This is a genomic window from Brevibacillus nigriterrae (genome assembly GCF_049846925.1).
In the GTDB taxonomy this organism is placed as follows: Bacteria; Bacillota; Bacilli; order Brevibacillales; family Brevibacillaceae; genus Brevibacillus_H.
Genome location: NZ_JBNCMT010000003.1, coordinates 17,793 through 41,511 on the forward strand (window position 1 = coordinate 17,793; position 23,719 = coordinate 41,511).

26 protein-coding genes are annotated in these 23,719 nt (G+C 46.0%); all 26 read left to right on the plus strand.

What is annotated here, in order from left to right:
• Window positions 1-152: 152 nt before the first annotated feature.
• Window positions 153-1,115: a stage III sporulation protein AA gene (gene spoIIIAA, locus ACPW7N_RS02930; RefSeq protein ID WP_425649515.1), complete on the plus strand. Its 963-nt coding sequence runs from the start codon at window positions 153-155 to the stop codon at window positions 1,113-1,115.
• Window positions 1,103-1,621, plus strand: a complete 519-nt coding sequence (gene spoIIIAB / locus ACPW7N_RS02935; protein WP_425649516.1) for a stage III sporulation protein SpoIIIAB — start codon at window positions 1,103-1,105, stop codon at window positions 1,619-1,621. Before spoIIIAA ends, spoIIIAB begins: the two co-directional genes overlap by 13 nt.
• A 15-nt stretch (window positions 1,622-1,636) precedes the next feature.
• Window positions 1,637-1,840, plus strand: a complete 204-nt coding sequence (gene spoIIIAC, locus ACPW7N_RS02940) for a stage III sporulation protein AC (RefSeq protein ID WP_425649517.1) — start codon at window positions 1,637-1,639, stop codon at window positions 1,838-1,840.
• Between the two features lie 16 nt (window positions 1,841-1,856).
• Entirely contained in the window at window positions 1,857-2,246 is a 390-nt protein-coding gene (gene spoIIIAD / locus ACPW7N_RS02945) for a stage III sporulation protein AD (protein WP_425649518.1), read from the plus strand.
• Between the two features lie 46 nt (window positions 2,247-2,292).
• Window positions 2,293-3,480, plus strand: a complete 1,188-nt coding sequence (gene spoIIIAE / locus ACPW7N_RS02950; protein WP_425649519.1) for a stage III sporulation protein AE — start codon at window positions 2,293-2,295, stop codon at window positions 3,478-3,480.
• A gap of 9 nt (window positions 3,481-3,489) precedes the next feature.
• The gene (spoIIIAF, locus tag ACPW7N_RS02955; RefSeq protein ID WP_425649520.1) at window positions 3,490-4,155 is read left to right on the plus strand and encodes a stage III sporulation protein AF; all 666 of its coding nucleotides are present in this window, start codon (window positions 3,490-3,492) and stop codon (window positions 4,153-4,155) included.
• Between the two features lie 17 nt (window positions 4,156-4,172).
• Window positions 4,173-4,826, plus strand: a complete 654-nt coding sequence (gene spoIIIAG / locus ACPW7N_RS02960; RefSeq protein WP_425649521.1) for a stage III sporulation protein AG — start codon at window positions 4,173-4,175, stop codon at window positions 4,824-4,826.
• 55 nt (window positions 4,827-4,881) lie between these two features.
• Window positions 4,882-5,505: a SpoIIIAH-like family protein gene (locus tag ACPW7N_RS02965; protein ID WP_425649522.1), complete on the plus strand. Its 624-nt coding sequence runs from the start codon at window positions 4,882-4,884 to the stop codon at window positions 5,503-5,505.
• Window positions 5,506-5,989: 484 nt separating this feature from the next.
• Window positions 5,990-6,511, plus strand: a complete 522-nt coding sequence (accB, locus tag ACPW7N_RS02970) for an acetyl-CoA carboxylase biotin carboxyl carrier protein (RefSeq protein WP_425649523.1) — start codon at window positions 5,990-5,992, stop codon at window positions 6,509-6,511.
• A 17-nt stretch (window positions 6,512-6,528) separates the two neighbouring features.
• Entirely contained in the window at window positions 6,529-7,884 is a 1,356-nt protein-coding gene (gene accC / locus ACPW7N_RS02975) for an acetyl-CoA carboxylase biotin carboxylase subunit (protein ID WP_425649524.1), read from the plus strand.
• Window positions 7,885-7,944: 60 nt separating this feature from the next.
• Window positions 7,945-8,367, plus strand: a complete 423-nt coding sequence (locus ACPW7N_RS02980; RefSeq protein ID WP_425649525.1) for an Asp23/Gls24 family envelope stress response protein — start codon at window positions 7,945-7,947, stop codon at window positions 8,365-8,367.
• A 51-nt stretch (window positions 8,368-8,418) separates the two neighbouring features.
• Window positions 8,419-8,985, plus strand: coding sequence for an alkaline shock response membrane anchor protein AmaP (gene amaP, locus ACPW7N_RS02985; protein WP_425649526.1), 567 nt, complete (start codon window positions 8,419-8,421; stop codon window positions 8,983-8,985).
• A 13-nt stretch (window positions 8,986-8,998) separates the two neighbouring features.
• On the plus strand, window positions 8,999-9,211 hold the full coding sequence (locus ACPW7N_RS02990; protein WP_425649527.1) for a DUF2273 domain-containing protein: 213 nt from the start codon (window positions 8,999-9,001) through the stop codon (window positions 9,209-9,211).
• 218 nt (window positions 9,212-9,429) lie between these two features.
• Window positions 9,430-9,828 carry a transcription antitermination factor NusB gene (nusB, locus tag ACPW7N_RS02995; RefSeq protein WP_425649528.1) on the plus strand — a complete coding sequence of 133 codons (399 nt, stop codon included), beginning with the start codon at window positions 9,430-9,432 and terminating at the stop codon, window positions 9,826-9,828.
• Window positions 9,829-9,846: 18 nt separating this feature from the next.
• Window positions 9,847-10,821, plus strand: a complete 975-nt coding sequence (locus ACPW7N_RS03000; protein WP_425649529.1) for a Kae1-like domain-containing protein — start codon at window positions 9,847-9,849, stop codon at window positions 10,819-10,821.
• Between the two features lie 83 nt (window positions 10,822-10,904).
• On the plus strand, window positions 10,905-11,780 hold the full coding sequence (gene folD / locus ACPW7N_RS03005) for a bifunctional methylenetetrahydrofolate dehydrogenase/methenyltetrahydrofolate cyclohydrolase FolD (protein WP_425649530.1): 876 nt from the start codon (window positions 10,905-10,907) through the stop codon (window positions 11,778-11,780).
• A gap of 4 nt (window positions 11,781-11,784) precedes the next feature.
• Window positions 11,785-13,152 (plus strand): exodeoxyribonuclease VII large subunit, encoded by a 1,368-nt coding sequence (gene xseA / locus ACPW7N_RS03010; protein ID WP_425649531.1) that lies wholly within the window; start codon window positions 11,785-11,787, stop codon window positions 13,150-13,152.
• A complete protein-coding gene (gene xseB / locus ACPW7N_RS03015) occupies window positions 13,133-13,387 on the plus strand; it encodes an exodeoxyribonuclease VII small subunit (RefSeq protein WP_425649532.1) in 255 nt (84 codons plus the stop codon). Before xseA ends, xseB begins: the two co-directional genes overlap by 20 nt.
• A complete protein-coding gene (locus ACPW7N_RS03020; RefSeq protein ID WP_425649533.1) occupies window positions 13,387-14,283 on the plus strand; it encodes a polyprenyl synthetase family protein in 897 nt (298 codons plus the stop codon). Before xseB ends, ACPW7N_RS03020 begins: the two co-directional genes overlap by 1 nt.
• Before the next feature lie 198 nt (window positions 14,284-14,481).
• Window positions 14,482-16,371: a 1-deoxy-D-xylulose-5-phosphate synthase gene (gene dxs / locus ACPW7N_RS03025; protein ID WP_425649534.1), complete on the plus strand. Its 1,890-nt coding sequence runs from the start codon at window positions 14,482-14,484 to the stop codon at window positions 16,369-16,371.
• 3 nt (window positions 16,372-16,374) lie between these two features.
• A complete protein-coding gene (locus ACPW7N_RS03030) occupies window positions 16,375-17,193 on the plus strand; it encodes a TlyA family RNA methyltransferase (RefSeq protein ID WP_425649535.1) in 819 nt (272 codons plus the stop codon).
• 144 nt (window positions 17,194-17,337) lie between these two features.
• Complete coding sequence (locus ACPW7N_RS03035) at window positions 17,338-18,195, plus strand: NAD(+)/NADH kinase (RefSeq protein WP_425649536.1); 858 nt, start codon at window positions 17,338-17,340, stop codon at window positions 18,193-18,195.
• A 6-nt stretch (window positions 18,196-18,201) separates the two neighbouring features.
• The gene (gene ahrC / locus ACPW7N_RS03040) at window positions 18,202-18,651 is read left to right on the plus strand and encodes a transcriptional regulator AhrC/ArgR (protein ID WP_425649537.1); all 450 of its coding nucleotides are present in this window, start codon (window positions 18,202-18,204) and stop codon (window positions 18,649-18,651) included.
• Window positions 18,652-18,663: 12 nt separating this feature from the next.
• The gene (recN, locus tag ACPW7N_RS03045; protein WP_425649538.1) at window positions 18,664-20,394 is read left to right on the plus strand and encodes a DNA repair protein RecN; all 1,731 of its coding nucleotides are present in this window, start codon (window positions 18,664-18,666) and stop codon (window positions 20,392-20,394) included.
• A 185-nt stretch (window positions 20,395-20,579) separates the two neighbouring features.
• The gene (spoIVB, locus tag ACPW7N_RS03050) at window positions 20,580-21,914 is read left to right on the plus strand and encodes a SpoIVB peptidase (RefSeq protein WP_425649539.1); all 1,335 of its coding nucleotides are present in this window, start codon (window positions 20,580-20,582) and stop codon (window positions 21,912-21,914) included.
• Window positions 21,915-22,078: 164 nt separating this feature from the next.
• The coding region (locus ACPW7N_RS03055) for an RCC1 domain-containing protein (protein WP_425649540.1) at window positions 22,079-23,719 on the plus strand (1,641 nt) is incomplete at its 3' end.

Genomic DNA, 23,719 nt, shown 5'->3' on the forward strand with positions numbered 1-23,719 from the left:
CCCGGTTTTTTTTTCTGTTAAAAACATCTCGAAGTTTTTTTTACCACGTGTACCCATTTCTGCTTATGCCAAGTGGGTATTTTATTGGAATAAATCTCGTCCACCCCCGCATAGGATGAGATAAGTAAATGTGGACAAAGGGGGGAAATGAGATGAAGGAAGTAATACCGATTCTACCTGCTCCGATCCGCCAAATTCTTTCCGCTTTACCCACCGCTGTAAGGGAGAACATCGAGGAAATCCGGCTAAGGCAGAATCTCCCCCTTGAGATTCGGTACTCGCAACAAGTCAGCTTCATTACAGCAACAGGCCAGCTAACGGCAAATGCCAGGAACGGATGGATTTTCACGGAAGAAAATGCAACAAAGCTGTTGAATCAAATCAGCCAACACTCCTTGTACGCACTCGAAGAAGAGTTGAAGAGAGGATATATCACGATCACGGGAGGGCACCGAATCGGAATTGCAGGTAAGGTTGTCCTCGAACGTGGTGATATCAAAGGAATTCGCGATATAACAAGCTTCAATATTCGGATCGCCCGAGAAAAAAAGGGTGTGGCAGCAAAAGTATTGCCTTCACTTTTAGATAACTCCAAAGTGTGCAACACCTTGATTCTCTCACCGCCACAATGTGGGAAAACGACCTTGCTTCGAGACTTGGCACGTATGATCAGCTACGGAAACGAATATGCTTCCAGCCGTAAAGTGGCGATTGTGGACGAGCGTTCAGAATTGGCAGGCTGTCTCAATGGAGTACCTCAACGAGATGTAGGGCCTCGTACAGATGTGCTCGATGCTTGTCCGAAGGCAGTGGGGATGATGATGATGATCAGGTCCATGTCTCCTGACGTGATCATCGTGGACGAAATCGGCAGAAGCGAGGACAGTGAAGCGATCTGGGAAGCCATCCATGCGGGTGTCAGCGTGATTTGCTCGGCACATGGCGCAACAATTGAGGATATGATGCGGCGCCCCACCATTGCCAAACTGATCAGTCAGCAAGTTTTTTCCCGCTATGTTGTGCTCGATCGATCATCAGGAGTAGGAACGATTCGTGGTGTATACGATGCCGGGTTAAAGCTGCTTGAAAAGGAGAAGGTCGCATGGTCAAGCTGATTGGAGCAGCCATTATCATATTCTCTGCCACCATGGTCGGTTGGCAAATCGCTAAGTACTATGCGATGAGACCGCAGCAGTTGCGAAGCTGGATCTTATCTCTGCAGATGCTTGAGACAGAAATAGTTTATGGAGCGACTCCACTCTACCGGGCATTTGTCAAGATCGGTAAAAGAGTCCAACCCGAGGTAGGTAACTTTTTTCTGACGGGTGCCGAGCTGCTGCAGTCGACAGAGGGAATGGCGACAAGTACTTGCTGGCAGCATTCACTGAATCGTCATTGGAAGGAAACCTCACTTCGTCAGGATGAAAAGAACGTGCTCTTGAATTTAGGCTATGTTCTCGGCAGCTCCGATCGGGAAGACCAGCAGAAGCACTTGCGTCTAGCTGTTACACAAATGAGAAGTATCGAAGAAGAGGCGCGTTTTGACCAGAGTAAGTACGAGAAAATGTACAAGAGCTTAGGCGTTTTAAGTGGTCTTTTGGTGGCAATATTGATGCTCTGAAAAGAGGTGTTGATCGTGGATTTTGATGTGACTCCTGTATTCCAGATCGCTGGAGTCGGTTTTATCACGGCCGTCATTCATACCGTACTCAAACAGTCAGGGAAAGAAGAAATTGCCCATTGGGCGACACTGGTAGGTTTCGTTGTAGTCCTTTACATGGTTGCCCACTATCTGGGAGATTTGTTTACCGAGGTCAAACGCGTCTTCTTGTTCAACTAGGAAGAGGTGAATCAGGGTGGAAATCGTCCAAATTGTCGGACTTGGATTAATCGCAACCATACTCGCAATTGTCGTAAAAGAACAAAAACCGATCTTCGCATTTCTCATCGCTATCGTCAGCGGGATCATCATCTTTTACTTCCTGATTGACAAGATTTCAGATGTAATCCGGGTGCTGGAGCGATTGGCTGTACAAGCTGACCTGAACCTTGTATTTCTCGAGACAATCCTCAAGATCATCGGGATTGCTTATATTGCGGAATTTGGTGCTCAGGTAACGAGAGATGCAGGGCAAGGAGCCATAGCTTCCAAAATCGAACTTGCCGGAAAAGTCCTGATCCTGATTCTGGCAGTGCCAATCGTTCAGATCATTATCGAAACCATTATTCATCTGCTTCCGGTGTAAGACCTAACTCATCGGATGAAGCAGTAGAAATGCAGGAGTGATACTCATGTATCGTATCGGGCGCTTTTGTTTCATCCTCCTACTCCTTTTTCTACCTGGAATCGCATTGGCGCAAGAACCGGCTACAACCAATCCGATCAATCCGATCGATACAATTGTGAAACAACAGGCGCAGCACCTTGATACCCATAGAGTAGAGGAGTTCTGGAAGAAGACGTTGGAGGAATACAAAGGATACCTCCCGGATATTCAATCACCCGGATTTGTACCGATGATCATGCAGGATGAGCAATTTACGTTCTCAAGCATCTGTAAAGGGTTGGTGAAATTTGTTTTTCACGAAATCTGGATTAATGGGAAGCTATTAAGCTCAATCATCGTGATTACGGTATTCGCCATGATTCTGGAATCCATGCAAAATGCTTTCGAACGTAACACGGTCAGTACCGTCGCCTACTCCATTACCTATCTCGTCTTGATGGTGCTGGCAATGAACAGCTTTCATCTCGCTATCTCGTATGCGAAGGATGCCATTAGTGACATGTCCGATTTCATGCTTGCCATGATCCCGCTCGTTGTTGCCTTGCTTGCATCCATGGGAAACTTTGCATCGGCTGCTATGCTTCATCCGCTGATTGTCTTCATGATCAACATCAGTGGAATCCTGATTGCAACCATTGTGTTTCCCCTCATCTTTTTATCAGCGCTTTTGTCCATCGTGAGTCTTTTCTCCGAGCGATACAAGGTTACACAATTGGCGAATCTTCTGCGGAATGTGGCGATGGGTGCGTTGGGCTCATTTCTAACGATCTTCCTAGCTGTCATCAGCATACAGGGAGCAACCAGCGCAATTACAGACGGGGTGACACTCCGTACGGCAAAATACGTGACAGGGAACTTCGTACCAGTGGTCGGTCGGATGTTTTCCGATGCAGCCGATACGGTAGTTGGCGCTTCGCTTCTGGTCAAAAATGCAGTAGGACTGGCAGGAGTAGTCATTCTTTTATTCCTGTGTGCCTTTCCTGCAATCAAGATTCTGGTGCTGGCGCTAATCTATAATATCTCGTCAGCCGTCCTGCAACCGTTGGGCAACAGCCCGATCATTACGGCTCTCGGGACGATTGGTAAAAGCTTGCTGTTCGTCTTCGCCGCATTGGCAACTGTCGGACTCATGTTCTTTTTAGCGATAACAATCATCATTACGGCAGGAAATATCTCAATGATGGTTCGGTAGGTGAATGCAATGGACTTGCTTACGCTATGGCTTAAAAAAATTATTTTGCTCGTACTGTTGGCAGCCTTCCTTGATCTGATATTACCGAATACGAATTTGCAACGGTACGTCAAAATGGTCATGGGATTAATCATTTTGATGACGATCCTGTCCCCGGTTTTTAGCGTATTCAATTTATCACAAGAAGAACTGTCGCTTCGCATCAGTCAATACCAGCAAAAAATGGTCAAAGAACCCACAGAGAATCAGTGGAAACAAATTGCCGACAACCTCATCGGACAACAAGACAAGCAGATGACAGAGTATGTGACCGAGCAAATGCAGACGTTAATCCGTCGTCAGGTAGAAAACAATTATCAAGTGGCTGTTGCTGCGGTTCGCATCAAAATTGACGAGACCACAGAAAAAGAGCCGCACATTCAAGCCATTACGATTGATATAGATGATCCACAGAAAATCAATACAAACCAAATTTCTGCCATCCAACCAATCAAACCGATTGAAATACAGATTGACCCGAAAAGTGAAACAGAAAACAAACAAGCAATTCCTGCCTCAGGTACCCAGAATGACCCTTTGTCCAAAGATATCGCAACATCGGTTGCAAACGAGTGGAATCTGGAGCCGCATCAAGTCCATGTCATTCGCAATGACACGAAGGATAATCGCCAATAAGGAAGGAGGGGAAAGCGATGAAGGAATGGTTGCGCAAGTTGCTCCAGTCTGAACCGAACCAGAAAAAAATGCGTCCAATTCATTATTTCATCGTTCTGTTAGGGATCGGGATTGCTTTTATGATATTTACCGATTTCCTGGCGGTGAAGTCTGAGACATTTGGTGAAGATGGATCAGGTTTTGGATCTGGTGGAGTTATCTCGGGATCAGAGCAGTCGCAAGCCAATATTCCGAGTTCACCGACTCTGGGGGGCTCACCCGAAAATAATCTCATCCGGGAATACGAAAATATGTATGAAACCCAACTGGAAGAGATTCTCGAAACCGTTGTCGGTGTAGATAAGGTAGAAGTCATGGTTAACCTGGATTCAACACCGGAGCTTGTGGTTGAAAAGAATCGTAACTCTCGTTCAGCCAACACGCAAGAAGTAGATAAGGACAAGGCGACACGAAACCAAAGCGATCAATCACGCGATGAACAAGTGGTCGTACTGAGTGCCAAACAGGAGCAGCCTGTCGTGCTCAAAACTCTGAAGCCGAAAGTGAGAGGGGTGCTAGTCGTCGCAAAAGGGGCAGAGAACATTCAAGTCAAAGCATGGATTACAGAAGCGGTTCAAAAAGCTTTGGAAGTACCTGTTTATAAAATTTCCATTTTGCCGAAAAAGGGCTAAGGAAATTGGTATTAGTAACCATTCATTCGAAAAAAACTTTTAGGGGGAATCGTACATGTTATTGCGCAAACAAACAGTCTGGTTGTTGACCATGTTGGCAGTGATGGTAGTATTGTCAGGTTATTATCTGGTGAAAGGACCCAATCAGCAAATGCCGGCACTTGGAGATAAGACCAAACAGGAAGCTCCTCTGACAGGAGTAGAGGTGTCAACGGAAGAGACGGATCTGCCAGGAGTGGAAGCTACTCCGGTAGAAGGACAAGGACCAACCATCGAGACACCAACTTCTACGGAGAGCAATGTCGATGCAAGCTCCTTGCCTGAAACAGCAAGTGATTACTTCCAAGGGTATCGCATGAAGCGGGAAGCGATGCTTCAGCAGCAAAAAGATGAGCAAATGGAAATCATGACAAATGGAGAAGCAACACCGCAAGCCATTGCAGAAGCAAAAGCAAAACATGAAGAGCTGTCCAATCTTGAAACCAAAACGCTCGCTATGGAAGAGCTGCTCAAGGCAAAAGGTTATAAAGATGCAATTGTCTACGTACAAGATAAAAACGTTGATGTAATCGTACAAAAAGATAAGCTGCAAGCACAAGAAGTGGTTGATGTAATCGCTCTTGCCAAACAACACTTCCAAGTGTCAGGCAGCAATGTAACCGTTCGATTCAAGCAATAACTCGTATTGGGGAACCTGTATTCCGGTCGTTGAACCAAGAGGATAGCCGCACCGATCCTGGTGTTTGGGCTATCCTCTTTTTCTGAGCAGTTTGTTGCCTAGTCCAACGCCAGCCTTAGCTTGTGTCGGGTGGGTTTTCTGAGCACGGTTCTTGACAGTGTCAGGTTCAAAAAGCTACCATGGTAATTATGAGCAACAATTAGTATCAACTCATAATAGCGGTTGTTCAAAAAGTCCGGGAAACATAGCATTCGAATTTCTTCGTTGCCTTGCCCCTCCGCTGCTCACTGGCTCTGCTGCGCCCCACAGGATGTGGTAGTGTCGACGTTCCAACAGGACGTTGGTGTAGTTAGTCGACCTCGGGTCTTCGGCGCCTTGAACTTCGAGGCTCTGTTTGTCCTCCTTTTTGAACAGAATCTAATCTCTTATTCTCCGTAAAACGATTGCAATTATTATGCTCTATTAAAGGAGTGGACAAACCTTTATGTTCAAGATTCATGAGATTCGTGAAATCATCAAGCTTGTTGATCAATCTTCCATCCAGGAATTCAAAATTGAATTGGAAGGCGCTAAAATTGCCATTAAGAAAAACGCTGGTGTCGGAGAAGTTGTTGTACCTCAAATCGTTGCTCAACCTGTGGCACCTGTTGTAGCAGCCCCGGTTGCTGTGCAAGCTCCAGTTGTGGAAGCGCAACCAGCAGCACCACAAGTGGCGAAAGCACCAGAAGCAACTCCAGTACAAGCTCCAGCAGCCGATGAGGCGAATTTGCACAAAATCGTCTCTCCGATGGTAGGAACCTTCTACCGTTCTTCCGAGCCTGGCAAACCTGCCTTTGTACAACCGGGCGACAAAGTAACAGCCAATAAAGTAGTGTGCATCGTGGAAGCGATGAAGCTGTTCAATGAAATTGAAGCAGAAGTTTCTGGTGAGATCGTCAAAGTTTTGGTTGAAGATGGTCAACTGGTAGAATACGGTCAACCGCTGTTCCTTGTAAAACCAGAATAAAACGGGGGGAAAAACGGATGATCCATAAAATTTTAATTGCCAACCGTGGTGAGATTGCCGTTCGCATTATTCGAGCTTGCCGTGAGATGGGAATTAGCACAGTAGCCGTATACTCAGAGGCAGATCGTGAATCATTGCACGTCAAATTGGCTGATGAAGCTTATTGCATAGGTCCTACACCATCGAAAGAAAGCTACCTGAATATGACCAACATCATGAGCGTTGCTACCAAAGTAGGTGCGGACGCGATTCACCCTGGGTATGGTTTCCTTGCGGAGAATACGGATTTTGCGGAAATTTGCACCGCTTGCCAAATCACGTTCATCGGTCCTGATCCGGAAGCAATCACCAAGATGGGTGACAAGGCAACAGCAAAAGAAACAATGAAAAAAGCAGGTGTACCGACTGTTCCAGGAACGGACGGTCTGGTTGAGGATATTACGGATGCCATTTCAACTGCAAATGAAATTGGTTATCCTGTCATGGTCAAGGCAACAGCGGGCGGTGGCGGCCGAGGCATGCGTGTGGCGCACAATGACGAGGACTTGGAAAAGGCCATTCGCCAGGCGCAAAGCGAAGCCAAAACAGCATTCGGAAATCCAGGGGTCTATCTGGAGAAATTCGTGGAGGGTCCTCGTCACGTAGAAATTCAGGTCATGGCTGATAAATTTGGCAACGTCGTCTATCTAGGTGAACGTGATTGTTCCATTCAGCGCCGGCATCAGAAGCTGATTGAAGAAGCTCCGTCACCTGCGCTGTCAGAAGAATTGCGCCAGCAGATGGGTAAGGCAGCAGTAGCGGCAGCACAAGCTGTGAATTATCATGGTGCAGGTACCGTTGAGTTCCTGTTGGATAAACACGGCAAGTTTTACTTCATGGAAATGAATACCCGGATTCAGGTTGAGCACCCTGTTACTGAACTGGTCACCGGATTCGATCTCATCAAAGAACAAATCCGTGTCGCATCGAATCTTCCACTTTCCTTCTCGCAAGAGGATATTCAAATGAATGGTTGGGCGATTGAATGCCGGATCAATGCAGAAAATGCAATCAAGAATTTCATGCCTTCTCCAGGCAAGATCACTAATTATGTCGTGCCAGGCGGTTATGGCGTGCGAATTGACAGTGCAGCTTATCCAGGGTATACGATCTCACCTTTCTACGATTCCATGATTGCAAAGGTAATCGTTTGGGGCAAGGACAGACAAGAAGCGATCGATCGCATGAAACGTGCACTCGGTGAATTCGTTATCGAGGGAATTCATACGACGATTCCGTTCCATCTCAAAGTGCTTGACCACGAAGTGTTCGTCAGTGGTCACTTTGATACGAAGTTCCTTGAATTGTATGATCTGAACCTTGACGAGTCTTGATTTGTAAAGATGATTCTCACTTGATATAATGGTTTATAAATCCAATGGGAGGTGCGAAGAATGGAAGAGTTTGCTACTGACATAGAGAAAACAGAACTTGGCAAGGTCCAAATAGCTCCCGAGGTCTTGGAAGTCATCGCTGGTATGGCTGCTTCTGAAGTGGAAGGAGTCGCACATATGAGTGGCGGTTTCGTTGGTGAAATCGCAGAACGTCTGGGACGCAAGAACATTGCACGTGGCGTGAGGGTAGAAGTAGGCACTCGTGAAGCGGCAGTTGATGTATCCATTATCGTGAAATACGGCCACCGTATTCCGGAAGTTGCTCGTAACATTCAGGATAGTGTTCGCAATGCGATTGAAAGCATGACAGGACTTTCGGTTGTGGAGGTAAACGTACATATTGTTGACGTTGAACTGAAAGCGGAAGAAAAAGCGCAACCTGCTCCAATTGTTGTTCAAGAAGAGTATCAACGGGTTCGTTAAGCGTAAAATGCCCCCATCTAGGGGGCATTTTCCACATAAGGAGAGAAGAGTATGAATTTGTTTGATCGGTTTATTCTAACCCTTTACAGTTTCGCTCTGCTTGTGATTTCGTTTCTCGTACTGGCAGTTATGCTGCAACTCGTGCCTTTGGATATCATGTACCAGCTTCATTACAACATAACGACGCCAGGGTACAATCTTCCTTACATAATCGCTGTGGTTATTTTTATCCTGATCAGCTTCCGATTCTTCCTGACTGCGTTTACGTCTGGCAAAAAGAAAAAGGATGACAAGGCCATATATTCCCGCAGTGACATAGGCGAAATCAGTATCTCACTTTCTACCATTCGCTCAATTACGGAGCGAGTTGCGCACAAAATCAAAGGCGTTAGAGAATTGAAGACAATCGTTTCTGCCAAAGATATGCGTAACACAATTACTCTGTTGGTAACTGTCGATGGTGAGACACCGATTCCTGATATGACGGCAAAGTTGCAGGCAGATGTCAAGACACAAGTAGAAGCAATCACAGGGATCGAAATTGCCGAAGTTGCTGTGAAGGTTACGGAGGTAGCTCCTATCAATAATGCCCCCTCCGTTCGTAGACGAGTGGAATAGAAGGTGAATGAACATGTGGTGGGAGATACTAAATGAGCACAAGGGCAAAGCAATAGGAGTTGCCGCGGGACTTTTTTTTGGTATTATCTATCTGTTGGTCGGTTTTTGGGATACAATCGTGTTTATCGTGTTTGTAAGCACGGGTCTTTATTTCGGAAAGAAGTTTGACAATAGGGAAGACTTGTTAGAGATTCTTGACCGAATATTACCAGGTAAATTCAAGTAGAGGAAGTTCAAAAAGTCCGGGAAACATAGCGTTCGAATTTCTGCGTTCCCTTGCCCCTCCGCTGCTCACTGGCTCTGCTGCGCCCCACAGGATGTGGTAGTGTCGACGTTCCAACAGGACGTTGGTGTAGTTAGTCGACCTCGGGTCTTCGGTGCCTTGAACTTCGAGGCTCTGTTTGTCCTCCTTTTTGAACAAAGCTAAATTAGAAGGTGACTAGAATGAAGCGCAGAATTGCTCGAGAAAAAGCAGTACAATGTTTGTTCCAGATTGACATGGCAGATGTCCAATTGAGAGACGCAGTAGAAATGGTTATGGGTGACAGTACAGAGGATACAGAGTATATGCTGCACCTTGTCGAGGGAGCAATCGGAAACCTGTCGGAAATCGATGAAGAGATCAGCAAGTTTTTACGTGGATGGAAGTTGGATCGGATTGCCAATGTGGATCGAGCCATTTTGCGACTCGCTTTTTATGAACTGATGTTCGAAAAAGAAGTTCCTGAGCGGGTTATTGTAAACGAAGCAATTGAGCTGGCTAAGCTGTTCAGTGACGATCAATCGTATCGTTTCGTGAATGGTGTGTTGTCGAGCTATCTTCAAGAACAAACACAGGCTTAAAGATTAGGGTGAGAAGGCATGCAAAAGGTCTTGCTAGGGATTGATACGAGTAACTACCGGACATCGCTGTGCCTTGCAACAGAAGACGGCCAGATTGTAGCAGAAGCCAAACGCTTGCTCCGTGTGAAGGAAGGCAAGCGGGGACTGCAGCAATCGGAAGCCGTCTTTCAGCATGTGATGAACCTGCCTGAACTAAGCGACGAGCTGTCGTTGACGGATTGGGACATCGTTGCTGTGTGTGCAAGTGCCAAGCCACGTCCGGTGGAAAAATCTTATATGCCTGTTTTTAAAGTGGGAGAGGGACTTGCACGTTCGCTATCTGTCTTTCTAAAAGTTCCTCATTACATCACGAGTCACCAAGAAGGGCATATTGCTGCTGGAGAATTCACTTCAGAGGTGAAACCAGCAAGTGATCAATTCCTTGCCGTTCATTTATCGGGTGGAACAAGCGAAATTCTTTCCTGTGTCCGTACACGTACTGGTTATCAGATTGAAAAGATCGGAGGTACCATCGACCTTCATGCAGGACAGTTGGTAGACCGGATTGGTGTCGCACTCGGGCTTGCATTTCCTGCGGGGCCGTATTTGGAAAAATTGGCAGAGGATGCGGCTGATTCAACGTTTGCCGTTTCATCATCAGTAAATGGATTGCAGTTCAGTTTTTCTGGCCCGGAAGCGGCATTGCTCCGAGCGATTGATCAGCAAACGGCTTCTCCTGCTGAAATTGCAAGGGCAACAGAACAATGTATTGCCAACACATTGGAGAAGTCATTGCGTGCAGCGATTGAGTCTGGACACAGTAAAGAAATCTTGATTGTTGGTGGTGTAGCGGCGAATAAGTACATTCGTGAGCGTTTAATCAAGCGATTGGAGCATCGTGCTGTACAAGCAAAACTAACCTTTTGTGATCCGGTTTATTCCGGGGATAATGCCTACGGTGTTGCCATGTTAGGGTGGGCACAGCACAAAATCCGAACAATCAATGAATTTTAATTGGATAAAATTCGTCTTTACATCGTATTCGCTTATCGCTACACTAGAAGTAAGTGAATGAATACGAGGAGGCTTTTTTCGTTATGACAGCAGTAGTAGTAGATGGAAAAGAAGTGGCTAAGTCGATTCGCCAGGAATTGAAAGATGAAGTTGCTCAGTTGAAAAAAGAAGGCATGATTCCTGGACTAACTGTAATTTTGGTAGGAAATAACCCTGCTTCTGAATCCTATGTTCGCGGTAAGGTAAAAGGGTGCGAAGAGGTTGGGATTCGCTCTGAACTGATTCGCAAAGATACGTCCATTACGCAAGATGAGTTGCTTGCTATCATAAAGGATTTGAATCAAAACCCGAACGTTCATGGCATACTCGTACAACTTCCGCTTCCTTCCCATATTTCTGAAGAAGCGGTGATCATGGCAATTGATCCATCCAAAGATGTGGACGGTTTCCATCCAATTAGCGTTGGTAATATGGTTATTGGCACAGACAGCTTCTTACCATGTACACCGCATGGTATTATTGAGCTGATCAAACGGACAGGTACTGAAATCTCTGGGAAACATGCGGTCGTCATTGGACGAAGCAACATTGTAGGGAAACCAGTATCATTACTTTTGCAAAGAGAAAATGCAACAGTAACGATGTGTCACTCCCGTACAAAGAACCTGCGTGAATATACACTCAAAGCAGATATCCTGATTGTTGCCGTAGGACGTGCTCATTTTATCGGTGCAGATGATGTGGCACCTGGTACAGTGGTCATTGACGTTGGTGTTAATCGCATCGAGACGGGTGAATTGGTTGGTGACGTTGATTTTACGGAAGTAAGAGATGTTGCGAGCTTTATTACACCAGTTCCGGGTGGTGTAGGCCCAATGACGATTACGATGCTTCTTGCCAATACAGTCAAATCGGCAAAACAAACGTTGGAGCTTACCAAACAAGAAGTGAAGGGATGAACCCATGAGAACAACTGAAATCTGGTCGGTCAGTCAATTAAATCGCTATTTGAAGGGTGTCATCGAACGAGATTCCCTTCTTCAAGACATTTGGCTGCGAGGCGAGATTTCCAATTTTACCAAACATTCCAGTGGGCACATGTATTTCACGTTGAAAGATAAAGACTCCCGTATAAAAGTGGTTATGTTCGCTAGTCATAACCGCTTTCTCACGTTTATCCCCAAAGATGGAACCAGGGCCTTAGTGCGCGGTTCCATTTCTGTGTTTGAACGGGACGGAGCCTATCAGATGTACGCACGTGAATTACAGCCGGATGGAATTGGCTCACTTTATCTCGCTTATGAGCAGTTGAAAGAAAAGCTAAACCAGGAGGGGCTGTTTGCACAAGAACGGAAACGCTCCATTCCTGCCTATCCTAGAAAAGTGGGTGTCGTAACCTCCCCAACAGGTGCAGCCATCCGGGATATTGTCATTACAATCAAGCGGCGATTCCCGCAAGTGCAGATAGTCATTGCGCCTGCCATCGTTCAGGGAGTCGATGCCCCGCGTTCAATCGTCTCGGCAATCAATAAAATGAATCAGTACATGGATATCGATGTTCTCATTGTCGGAAGAGGAGGCGGCTCGATTGAAGAACTATGGGCGTTTAACGATGAGCTGGTTGCCCGCACGATCTCTGGTTCGAGAATTCCAGTAATCTCGGCAGTCGGACATGAGACAGACGTGACCATTGCCGATTTCGTCGCAGATATTCGAGCAGCAACACCGACGGCGGCAGCCGAGCTGGCTGTTCCACACTATCTGGATGTCTTGCAGCAGTTGAAACAACTGGAACACAGAGTCCATCGTTCCATGCAGGTGCGTATCAGCCAGGAACGAAAGAAACTGGAGCGATACGTATCGTCCTATGGTATGCGTCAGCCTGAGCGACGTATCGATGAGATGAGACAGCGTACAGATCAACTGTCAGAGAGATTAAACAAGGCATTCCAGCAGACTCGCAAGCTGCAATCCGAACGAATGAAGCAATTGCAAGCAAGGCTATACCGTTTCCGGTTTGATCGAATTACCGGGCAGCATCGTATCACGCTCACCCAACAGAATGAACGGATGGGACGAGCCATTCGCCGACGGTTGGATCAAGATCGGCTACGTTGGGTTCATTTGATCGAGCAATTGGATGCATTGAGTCCGCTCAAAATCATGCAGCGTGGGTATGCTCTCGTCTACAAAAATGATCAGTTGGTCAAGACGACAAAATCGTTTGCTGTAGGAGACGAACTCATGTTACGATTGGTTGATGGAAATGTACGTTCTGTTGTGACGGAAATTGAGCAGGAGGAGAAACAAGATGGCTCGCAAAAAAGCTGAACAAGAAATCGATCTCCCTTTCGAAGCGGCGATTCAACGGTTAGATGAAGTGGTTCGTTTGTTGGAAGAGGGAGATATTCCACTAGAAGAAGCAATTCAATACTATCAAGAAGGTGTTCGTCTCTCCCGCTTATGTGGTCAAAAACTGGATGCAATTGAAGCCCAGGTGACCCAAATTGTAGAAGAGAACGCCAAGCTTACAGAGAAGCCATTTCAGTTGGAGGGAGAAGAGTAATGTCAGTTTCACTCAACACGTACCTCCAAGAGAAAATCAGCTACCTCGAAGAACATCTCGTGCCCTCACTTGAAAACATGGGAGTTCCCAAGAATCTGTACGACTCGATGGAATACTCTCTGATGGCAGGTGGCAAACGATTGCGTCCGATTTTCGTTTTGGCCGCACTGGAGGCATTGAATATCCCGATTCAACGAGGCATTCCTTATGCAGTAGCATTAGAGATGATCCATACATACTCACTGATTCATGACGACTTGCCTGCCATGGATAATGATGATTTGCGACGTGGAAAACCAACCAATCATGTCGTGTTCGGAGAGGCAACGGCCATTCTCGCAGGTGACGCTCTGCTTACGCGTGCATTTGGCCTCATTGCCGACTCTTATGAACAAGACCCTGATGTTCCAGCCCAAGTAGCTCTTCAACTCGTTGCTGAACTGGCGATGCGAGCGGGTGCAAAGGGCATGGTTGGTGGCCAAATGGCGGATATCGAGGGAGAAGGACGCCAACTCAATCTGGAGGAACTTGAATATATTCACACTCATAAAACAGGTGATCTGTTGGTAGCTTCACTTCGGGGAGCGGGTTACCTGGCGCAGGCGAGTGAACAACAAATTCAAGCACTGACCCGGTTCGGCGTGTGCATCGGACTAGCGTTCCAGATTCAGGACGATATTTTGAACGTAGAAGGGAACGTCAAAGAGCTGGGCAAGGCAGTTGGAAGTGATGCTGATCGTGGCAAGGCAACTTATCCATCGCTGCTTGGACTCGAATCATCCAAAGAACGCTTGCGAAAATTGATTGAAGAAGCAAAAACAGCTCTTGGAAGTATTGGATTGGAACAGTCGGCTCTTTCTCAATTGGCTGATTATGTTATGGAACGAACCAAATAGGTCATTCGTATATATAGTAGAGGTAGGAGGTGTGAAAGCCTCCTGTTTCATTTTTAAGCCGTAGTAAACACGTCCATATTTATTTTTATTTTCGAAAAGTGGTGTTTTACAGAAGAAACGATTATAATTAATCAAGCATTTTTCTTTTGTTTTTGTGTGTAAATTCCTTATGATTTATGTTGAAAGTGAGGGGTTAGCATGTTGCTTCCAAGCATAAATAGCCCAGAAGAACTGAAAAAGTTAACATTACCCCAATTAAAACAATTAGCCGAAGAAATCCGCCAATTTCTTGTGAGCAATCTTGCTGAAACAGGTGGGCATTTGGCTCCCAACCTTGGTGTCGTTGAACTGACTTTGGCATTGCACTACTACTTCAATAGCCCGAAAGACAAGCTGATATGGGATGTTGGCCATCAGGCTTACGTACATAAGATCATAACAGGTCGACGGGAGATGTTCCCGACCCTGCGCCAATATAAAGGTTTATGCGGTTTCCCAAAAATGAGCGAGAGCGAGCATGATGTTTGGGAAACAGGACACAGCAGCACCTCGCTGTCTGCAGCTATGGGTATGGCTGTCGCACGCGATCTGCTAAAGGAAAAGAATCATGTCATCGGTATAATCGGTGATGGTGCTTTGACAGGCGGAATGGCGTTCGAAGCACTCAACCACATCGGTCATGAGAAAAAGAATGTAATTGTCATCCTAAACGATAACGAAATGTCCATTGCTCCCAATGTAGGGGCACTTCACAACTACTTGGGCAAATTACGTACGGCACCGAATTACCGCCGAGCAAAAGATGAAGTGGAGCATATCCTCAAGTCCATACCAGCCGTAGGTGGCAAGCTGGTTCACTTCGCCGAACGCCTCAAAGACAGCATGAAATATATGTTGGTCTCTGGAGTGTTATTTGAAGAGTTGGGATTCACCTATATCGGCCCAATTGATGGACATGACCTGGAGCTGCTGCTCGATAGCATGGAGACAGCCGCTCATACAGAAGGACCTGTACTCATTCACGCAATTACCAAAAAAGGCAAAGGATACGCACCGGCTGAAGAAAATTCAACCAAATGGCATGGAATCGGAACATACAAAATCGAATCTGGTGAGGAAATCAAGTCAAAAACAAAGGCACCTGCCTACACATCTGTTTTTGCTGAGACGATGATTCGTTTAACCAAAGAAGATTCCCGAGTGGTTGCCGTAACTCCAGCAATGCCAGCAGGATCAGGACTGCTGCGATATGCAGAAGTGTTCCCTGAGCGATTGTTTGACGTGGGTATTGCCGAACAACACGCCTGTACGTTCTGTGCAGGACTGGCCACACAGGGAATGAAGCCAGTATTTGCGGTGTATTCTACATTCTTACAACGAGCGTACGATCAGATGATTCATGACGTAGCTCGTCAGAAATTGAATGTGGTTTTTGCCGTTGACCGGGCAGGTCTGGTTGGTGCAGATGGTGAGACGCATCAGGGAGCGTACGATATCGCATTCATGCGTTCGATTCCTAATATGGTCATCATGGCTCCCAAAGATGAAAATGAAATGCAGCATATGATGAAAACCGCAGTTGCCTATGAGGACGGACCGATTTCTTATCGCTATCCGAGAGGAAATGGTAGGGGCGTCAAAATGGATGAAGAATTGAAAGTTCTTCCGATTGGTAAAGCAGAAGTCGTCAAGCAAGGGAGGGGAGTAGCGATTCTTTCCTTCGGTCACGTATTTGATCTCGCCGAACAGGCAGTAGAACAGCTTGCTCGGGAAGGGATTTCACCTATGCTGATCAACGCCCGTTTCTGCAAGCCGCTAGATGAAGAATTGCTAATTCGCTTGGCACAAGAAGGGTACCATATCATTACAGTGGAAGAAGGCTCGACCATGGGTGGATTCGGCAGTGCGGTTCTTGAATTTTTCGCACAGGAAGGCTTCCACGACACGATTGTAAAAATGGTCGGAATTCCTGATTACTTCGTGGAGCATGGAAGCGTGAAGGAACAAAGACAAGAGATCGGTTTGACCGCTGATTTAATTGCTTCCCATGTTCGCACACTTACACCGCTATCTAGACAAAGGGCATAGACAATGAAAAAAGAACGAATTGACGTATTATTAGTGGAACGTGGATTATTTGATACTCGTGAAAAAGCAAAAGCTGCTGTAATGGCTGGCTTGGTTTATATTGGTACGGAACGTTGTGACAAACCGGGAACCAAACTTCCGGAAGATGCGCAGCTTCATGTAAAAGGGGAAGTTCACCCTTACGTAAGCCGAGGTGGGCTGAAGCTGGAGAAGGCGATTCGTACCTTTGGTGTTGACTTGACTGATAAGGTCATGATGGATATTGGTGCTTCGACAGGCGGTTTTACGGATTGTGCCCTGCAGCACGGTGCCCGGCTTGTATACGCCATTGATGTTGGTTATGGACAGCTTGCCTGGTCGTTGCGTCAAGACCCTCGTGTCGTGGTCATGGAGCGGACGAATTTTCGCCACATGAACCCTGAAGAATTTGATCAGGAGAAACCAGATTTTGCGTCCATCGACGTGTCATTCATTTCACTCAGGTTGATCTTGCCTGTTCTGCACCAGTTTCTCAAGCCTCAAGGAGAAGTTTTGGCATTGGTGAAACCACAGTTTGAAGCGGGAAAAGACAATGTTGGCAAGAATGGGATTGTCCGAGACCCAGACATTCACCATGATGTGTTGGTATCGGTCTCATCCTTTGCACAGACGACTGGCTTTGACCTTGCTGGGATCAGTTATTCTCCGATTACAGGGGGAGAAGGGAATATTGAATTCCTGTTGCATCTTCGAAAAGCAGATGCGACCCCTCGAGAACTTGAATCTGCATGGCTAGCACGTATCGAAGAAGTGATTCAAGAAGCACACCGATCACTGAAATAAAGAAAGTACCTCAAAAAAGGCGTTCTCCAAGAATCAATCTTTTTGGACGAATGCCTTTTTACTGTTTTTGTCCCAAACCATTTTCCTATATACATTTTTCATTGTATAATTGTATAAGGATTCAATACGAGGCGGGGTGGCGCCGTGAATACAATAGGAATTGTAGCTAACAAAGGAAAACCGGAAGCACGTATTGTCGTACGCGATTTACTGTACCTGTTTGAAGAAAAAGGTGCCAACATACTGATTGAAGAAGGGTTAGCGAATGATATCGGGCGAGTGGATCGCTCTTGTCCCATTGACCAGTTTGCAGATCGGGTCGATCTCGTCTGCGTCCTTGGCGGAGATGGCACTTTGCTCAGTATCGCTCGCCAGTTGGCGGGGTATTCCATTCCGATTCTTGGAATTAATTTGGGAACACTGGGCTTTCTGTCGGAAGCAGAGCCAACCGATTTGAACGTAACCGTTGAAAAACTGTTGAATGGAGCGTACGGGATTGAAGAGAGAACGATGCTCGAGGCTAAGCTGTTGCGCAACGGAGAAGAAATTGCAGCTTTCACAGCGTTAAATGATGTTGTAATCGCTAAAGGTTCGTATTGTCGGATCATTCAAAGCACGGTGTATCTGGATGATTGTTATGTAGCGACCTTCAGTGGGGACGGGTTGATCATTGCCAGTCCGACCGGATCAACAGCCTATTCGTTGTCTGCAGGTGGACCGATCGTAGCTCCGAATGCACCTGTTTTGCTTATGACGCCAGTAGCACCACATTCCTTGACCGCACGACCCATGATTGTTAGTGCCGATCAAATCATTCGTGTGGAAGTTGATGCGATTCACGATGAAATTGGATTATCCATCGATGGTCAGCTGGGTTCTCGTTTGAAAGGTGGAGATGAGATCATTATTTATCAATCTCCATTTGTAACTCCACTCATTTCATGGAATCCTGGCAAATTTTTCGAGGCAATTCGAACCAAACTTAATGGTGAATGGGAGTAGAAATTCATGAATAAAGGACAAAGACACATCAAAATCAGAGAAATTATCGGTAACAATGAGATTGAAACACAGGACGAGCTTGTTGACCGACTCCGAGAGGCAGGTTATAACGTTACACAAGCAACTGTTTCCCGTGATATTAAGGAATTGCATCTGGTCAAGGTTCCGATGACAGACGGCCGCTACAAATATTCCTTGCCTGCAGATCAAAAATTCAATCCGCTGCAAAAAATTAAACGAGTGCTGGTAGACAGTTTCGTGGGAATCGATCATGCGGATAATTTAATTGTTATGAAAACGATGCCTGGTAATGCCAATGCAATTGGAGCACTGATCGACAATTTGCAGTGGCAAGAAGTAATGGGGACAATCTGTGGAGACGATACCATTCTGATTATTTGCCGCTCCAAAGATTATTCCAAGGACGTGGTCCAGCGCTTTTTGGACATGCTATAAGGTGGGATTCTCGTGTTAGTTGAACTGTCGATTCGCAATTTTGCCATCATCAAGTCAGTGACGATACCGTTTCAGCAAGGTCTCAATATCCTGACGGGTGAAACAGGCGCAGGGAAGTCAATCATTATTGATGCGCTGGGACTCCTGTTGGGTGAACGGAGCTCTCACGAATATGTTCGCTATGGCGAAAAAAAAGCCGAAGTGGAAGGCTTGTTTGAGTTTGAAACGAACCATCCTGCGTTTGCCATCTGTGAGCAATTTGGGATTGCTGTTGAACAGGACGGAGCACTTCTGGTGCGCAGAGAGATCTCCAATCAGGGCAAAAGCGTGATCCGGATCAACGGTCAACTCATTACGCTTGCCATGCTCCGGGAACTGGGTCCGTGGCTAGTAAACATACATGGCCAACACGATACGATTGCACTCATGCAAGCAAACAAGCACATTGAATGGCTGGATGCGTATGGGGAAAAAGAACTGGAGCTGACCAAAAAAGAATTTGGAACATTGTACACAGCCTATCGCAAAACCAGGCAGGATGTGGAGCGGATGTCCAAAAATGAACGGGAATTAATTCAGAGAATCGATCTTTTGTCGTATCAACTGGATGAAATTGAAGGCGCTTCACTTAATCCCGGGGAAGACGAGAAGTTGATCCAATTACGCAAAAAGTGGAGCAACATGGAGAAAGTATTCTCTGGATTGCAGGATGCTTATCGTTCCTTGTACGGGGAGCACCGGGGGATGGACTGGTTAGGACATGCCATGAGTGAACTGGAGCGAGTAAGCCAGTATGATCAGCAAATAGAGTCGATTGTCGAGAACATCAGGTCTGCCTATTATCAGGTGGAGGATGCATTGCACCAGATGCGTCAGGTGAAAGACAGCCTGGAGTTTCAACCAGAAGAGCTTGCTGAGGTTGAGCGACGCCTGGATCTGATTCAGGGATTAAAGCGAAAATACGGCAAATCAGTCGATGAAATTCTGGAATATGCGGCAACGATTCAAGATGAATTAGACGAGATCCGCAATTTTGACAGCCGCCTGCAGCAGTTGCAGGATAAACTTCAGGAGTTGGCTGCAGACTTGGCAGTAGAAGCGTTGGAGCTGAGCGCTATTCGCAAAAACCTCGCTGTACAGCTTTCTCTAGCCATTGAGGAACAATTGCGAGAGCTTCACATGGAACGAGCACGTTTCCAGATTGATGTACGCCAGGAACACGATGAGAGCGGCATTGAAGCGGAAGGGATCAAACGGCGCATTGACGCTTCTGGAATCGACATGGTGGAGTTCATGATTGCTCCCAATCCGGGGGAACCGCTTCGCCCGTTAGCCAAAATTGCTTCAGGTGGGGAACTGTCTCGCGTCATGCTGGCCATCAAAGCGATTCTTGCTACCACTGATCAAGTACAAACACTCATTTTTGATGAAGTTGATACGGGAGTTAGCGGACGAGTGGCCCAGGCCATAGCCGAAAAGCTGGCGAAGGTAGGAGATAATCGCCAAGTGCTGTGCATTACACACTTACCGCAGGTTGCTTCGTTTGCTGATGCGCATTTTGTCATCCACAAAGAGATGAATGACCGGGAAACAACAACACAGGTAAAGCTGCTGCATGAAGAAGAGAGGGTGGTGGAGCTTGCCCGCATGCTGGGAGGCGCCATCGTCACCGATACAACCAAAGACCATGCAAGAGAAATGATCCAAATGGGAAAAGCTCGCAAAGCTGTCAGTTCAGTCTGATGGCTTTTTTTTGTGAAAAACGTCTCGACGTTTTTCATAAAAGTCGATGCGACCGCTTGCGGTCAACAAAAACGGACATGGCTGTTTTTGCTGTTATAAAGGCAGGGAAGCTAGGCAACATTATATATACGGTTGGGTGGAGGTGTAGCAAAAGGTGTAGGTAGGGAAAGTAGGAGTGATTGCTGGTGATGCGACAACACAGAAGAAAATGGATGGGAAGCTTGGTTTTACTCATCACAGCATTAGTTATCAGCTCAACCCCCTTTCGTGACCTTGTCTCGTTGCCTACAGAATTGAGGCTTTTCGAGGGGTCATTTCAACAATTGAAGTTGTCAATGCCTGTCATGGGTACCTTAGTCAATAGCAATCCAGAGATCGTTGCCGTGAATGGGACAGAAGCGCATGAAGTCAGTGTGGATTTAAGCAAACCTTTGTCTGTCGAACCAAAAAAAGCGGGAGAGACAGAGTTGCAGTTAAAATGGGGACATATTCCGATTAAAGAAATGAAGGTTAATGTTCTCCCTGATCTTCGCGTCATTCCCGGTGGACAGTCTATTGGAGTCAAGCTGCAAACAGCAGGAGTTCTCGTGGTTGGACATCATTTGGTTGATACCGGCAAGGGAAAATTTTCACCCGGTGAGAGGGCAGGCATCAATGTTGGAGACATGATTATTCGCATGAATGATCTGTATATTAACGACATGAACGATGTGAAAAAACTGATTACAGAAGCCGGAAATAAGGGTGAACCCGTGCAACTCCTTGTCGTTCGAGGAAAAGAAAAATTAAACATGGTGTTGACACCTGCAAAGGATGCCAAAGACGGCGATTATCGGATGGGTCTATACATTCGGGATTCTGCTGCAGGAGTAGGAACGCTGACGTTTTATGAACCCAACTCCAAAGCTTATGGTGCGCTAGGTCATGTCATTTCAGACGTCGATACAGGACAGCCAATTGTTGTAGGCGATGGACAAATTGTGCAAGCAAGTGTCACATCCATTGAAAAAGGGGAAAGCGGTAATCCAGGAGAAAAGTTTGCCCGGTTCTACAACGAATCGGAAGTACTCGGCACCATTACACGAAATACGCCATTTGGCATCTTCGGAAAAATGAAGGAGCAGCCAAAGCGTAGTGTGTACCAAGAACCGATTCCAGTTGCGTTGGCGGAGCAGGTGCAAACAGGACCAGCAAAAATTCTTACAGTCGTGGAAGGACAAAAAGTGGAAGAGTACGATATTGAAATCGTCAACACAGTGAAACAGCATTTTCCGGCAACAAAAGGGATGATTATTAAAGTAACGGATAAACGTTTATTGGATAAAACCGGGGGTATTGTTCAGGGGATGAGCGGGAGTCCCATCATCCAAAACGGAAAAATGGTTGGAGCAGTTACCCATGTTTTTGTCAATGACCCAACCTCTGGTTATGGCTGCTACATCGAATGGATGCTGCAAGACGCAGGCATTCAACTTCGGTCAACTACAACTTCGACAGAAAAAAATGAAAAAGCAGCCTGATTCTTGCACAGACCGTTATCATGGACGGTCTGTTATTTTTGGTGAATAACATAACCGTATATATAACTTTTGTTAGACTTCATTCCCTTCAGTGTGTATTAAGATATGGGGTGATAGAAGCGTATCCCATAAATTTACACTGAAGAGGTGAAGAGACTTTGAAAATGTGGAAAATTTTATTGAGTTTACTCTTATGCATGAGTTTTCTCCCGTTTGGGCAAGCAAGTGCAAATACGACATTTACATCTGTTTCTGCTGGTAATGAACATACTGTAGCCATTGATTCGACTGGATCTGTATGGGCATGGGGAAGTAACATGAATGGGAGTCTGGGGGATGGAACTACTACAGCACATCTGCGTCCGATTAAGGTTCCAGGATTAACGGACATCACAGCCATTTCGGCTTCCGGCAATTTTACACTAGCGCTTAAAAACGATGGTACCGTGTATGCTTGGGGAATGAATTATAATGGTCAATTAGGAAATGGTACAAGTAATAATGTTCAACTGGTACCACTGCAAATTCCAGGACTTGATCACGTAATAGCAATTGAAGCTGGCAATGGCTACTCAATGGCCTTGAAGGATGATGGAAAGGTTTATACCTGGGGGTTAAACAATAACGGTCAATTAGGAGATGGAACCACTGACTCAAAATCGACTCCCGTACAAGTATTAAATATTAGCAATGCAAAGAAAATTTCAGCAGGTCATTCCCACGCAATGGCATTGATAGACGATAAAACGGTTTATGCTTGGGGTGATAATCAGGTAGGTCAAATCGGGAATGGGACCATTAACGCTCGACAATTGACTCCAGTAAAGATTGGAATTTCTGGTATTACTTCTATTTCTGCTGGAGGTGCTCATTCACTTGCAGTAAAAGAGGACGGAACCGTTTATGGCTGGGGAAGAAATGTTATAGGTGAAGTTGGTGATGGGACAACGAATATGCGTGCCTTACCAGTCGTAATAAACTCTCTGACTGGCATTGGTATTACTTCTGTTGAAACTGGAACGACTCACAGTTTAGCTATTCAGAACGACGGAACGGTGTGGGGCTGGGGAGATAATCAATTCGGACAACTAGGGGATGAATCCTCCACTCCTCGTTTGACTCCGGTGAAAATGAAAACTAGTAAAGCAGCAACCATAATCTCTTCTTCCTTTGTTCATTCTATGATCGTGTATAACGATGGGACGATCTGGGGAACCGGACGCAATAACGGTGGACAGCTTGGAATTGGATCATATTCGGATTCGAATAAGTTAGTTCAGGTTGCTTTCGCTTCTACTGACGCAAATTTAAGCAATCTGGTGCTGTCAACGGGTCAATTAACACCTCCTTTCTCATCTAATACAACAAGTTATACGATGAATGTGAACAATGAAGTAGAAAGTATTTCGTTAACACCTACTGCATCAAGTGCCAATGCAACGATCACTGTAACAGTAAATAGCGGAAATCCAATCAACGTGACAAGTGGACAGCAGTTTGGCCCGTTCGCATTGAACGTTGGAGAGAATCAGGTATCCGTTAAGGTGACCGCAGAGGATGGGCTTCAGACCAAAACCTATACTGTGGTAATTACAAGAGCTCCAATCAATCATGCTCCTGTAGCGAATGCTGGTTCATATCAAACGACACAGGATGTAGCCGTTACTGGTACACTTATTGCTACAGACTCCGATAGTGATCCGTTAACATATTCGATCGTTAGCAATGGCTCGTTAGGTGTTGTCAATATTACAAATACTGCAACGGGAGCATTTACTTATACACCGAACAATGGAGCAACAGGG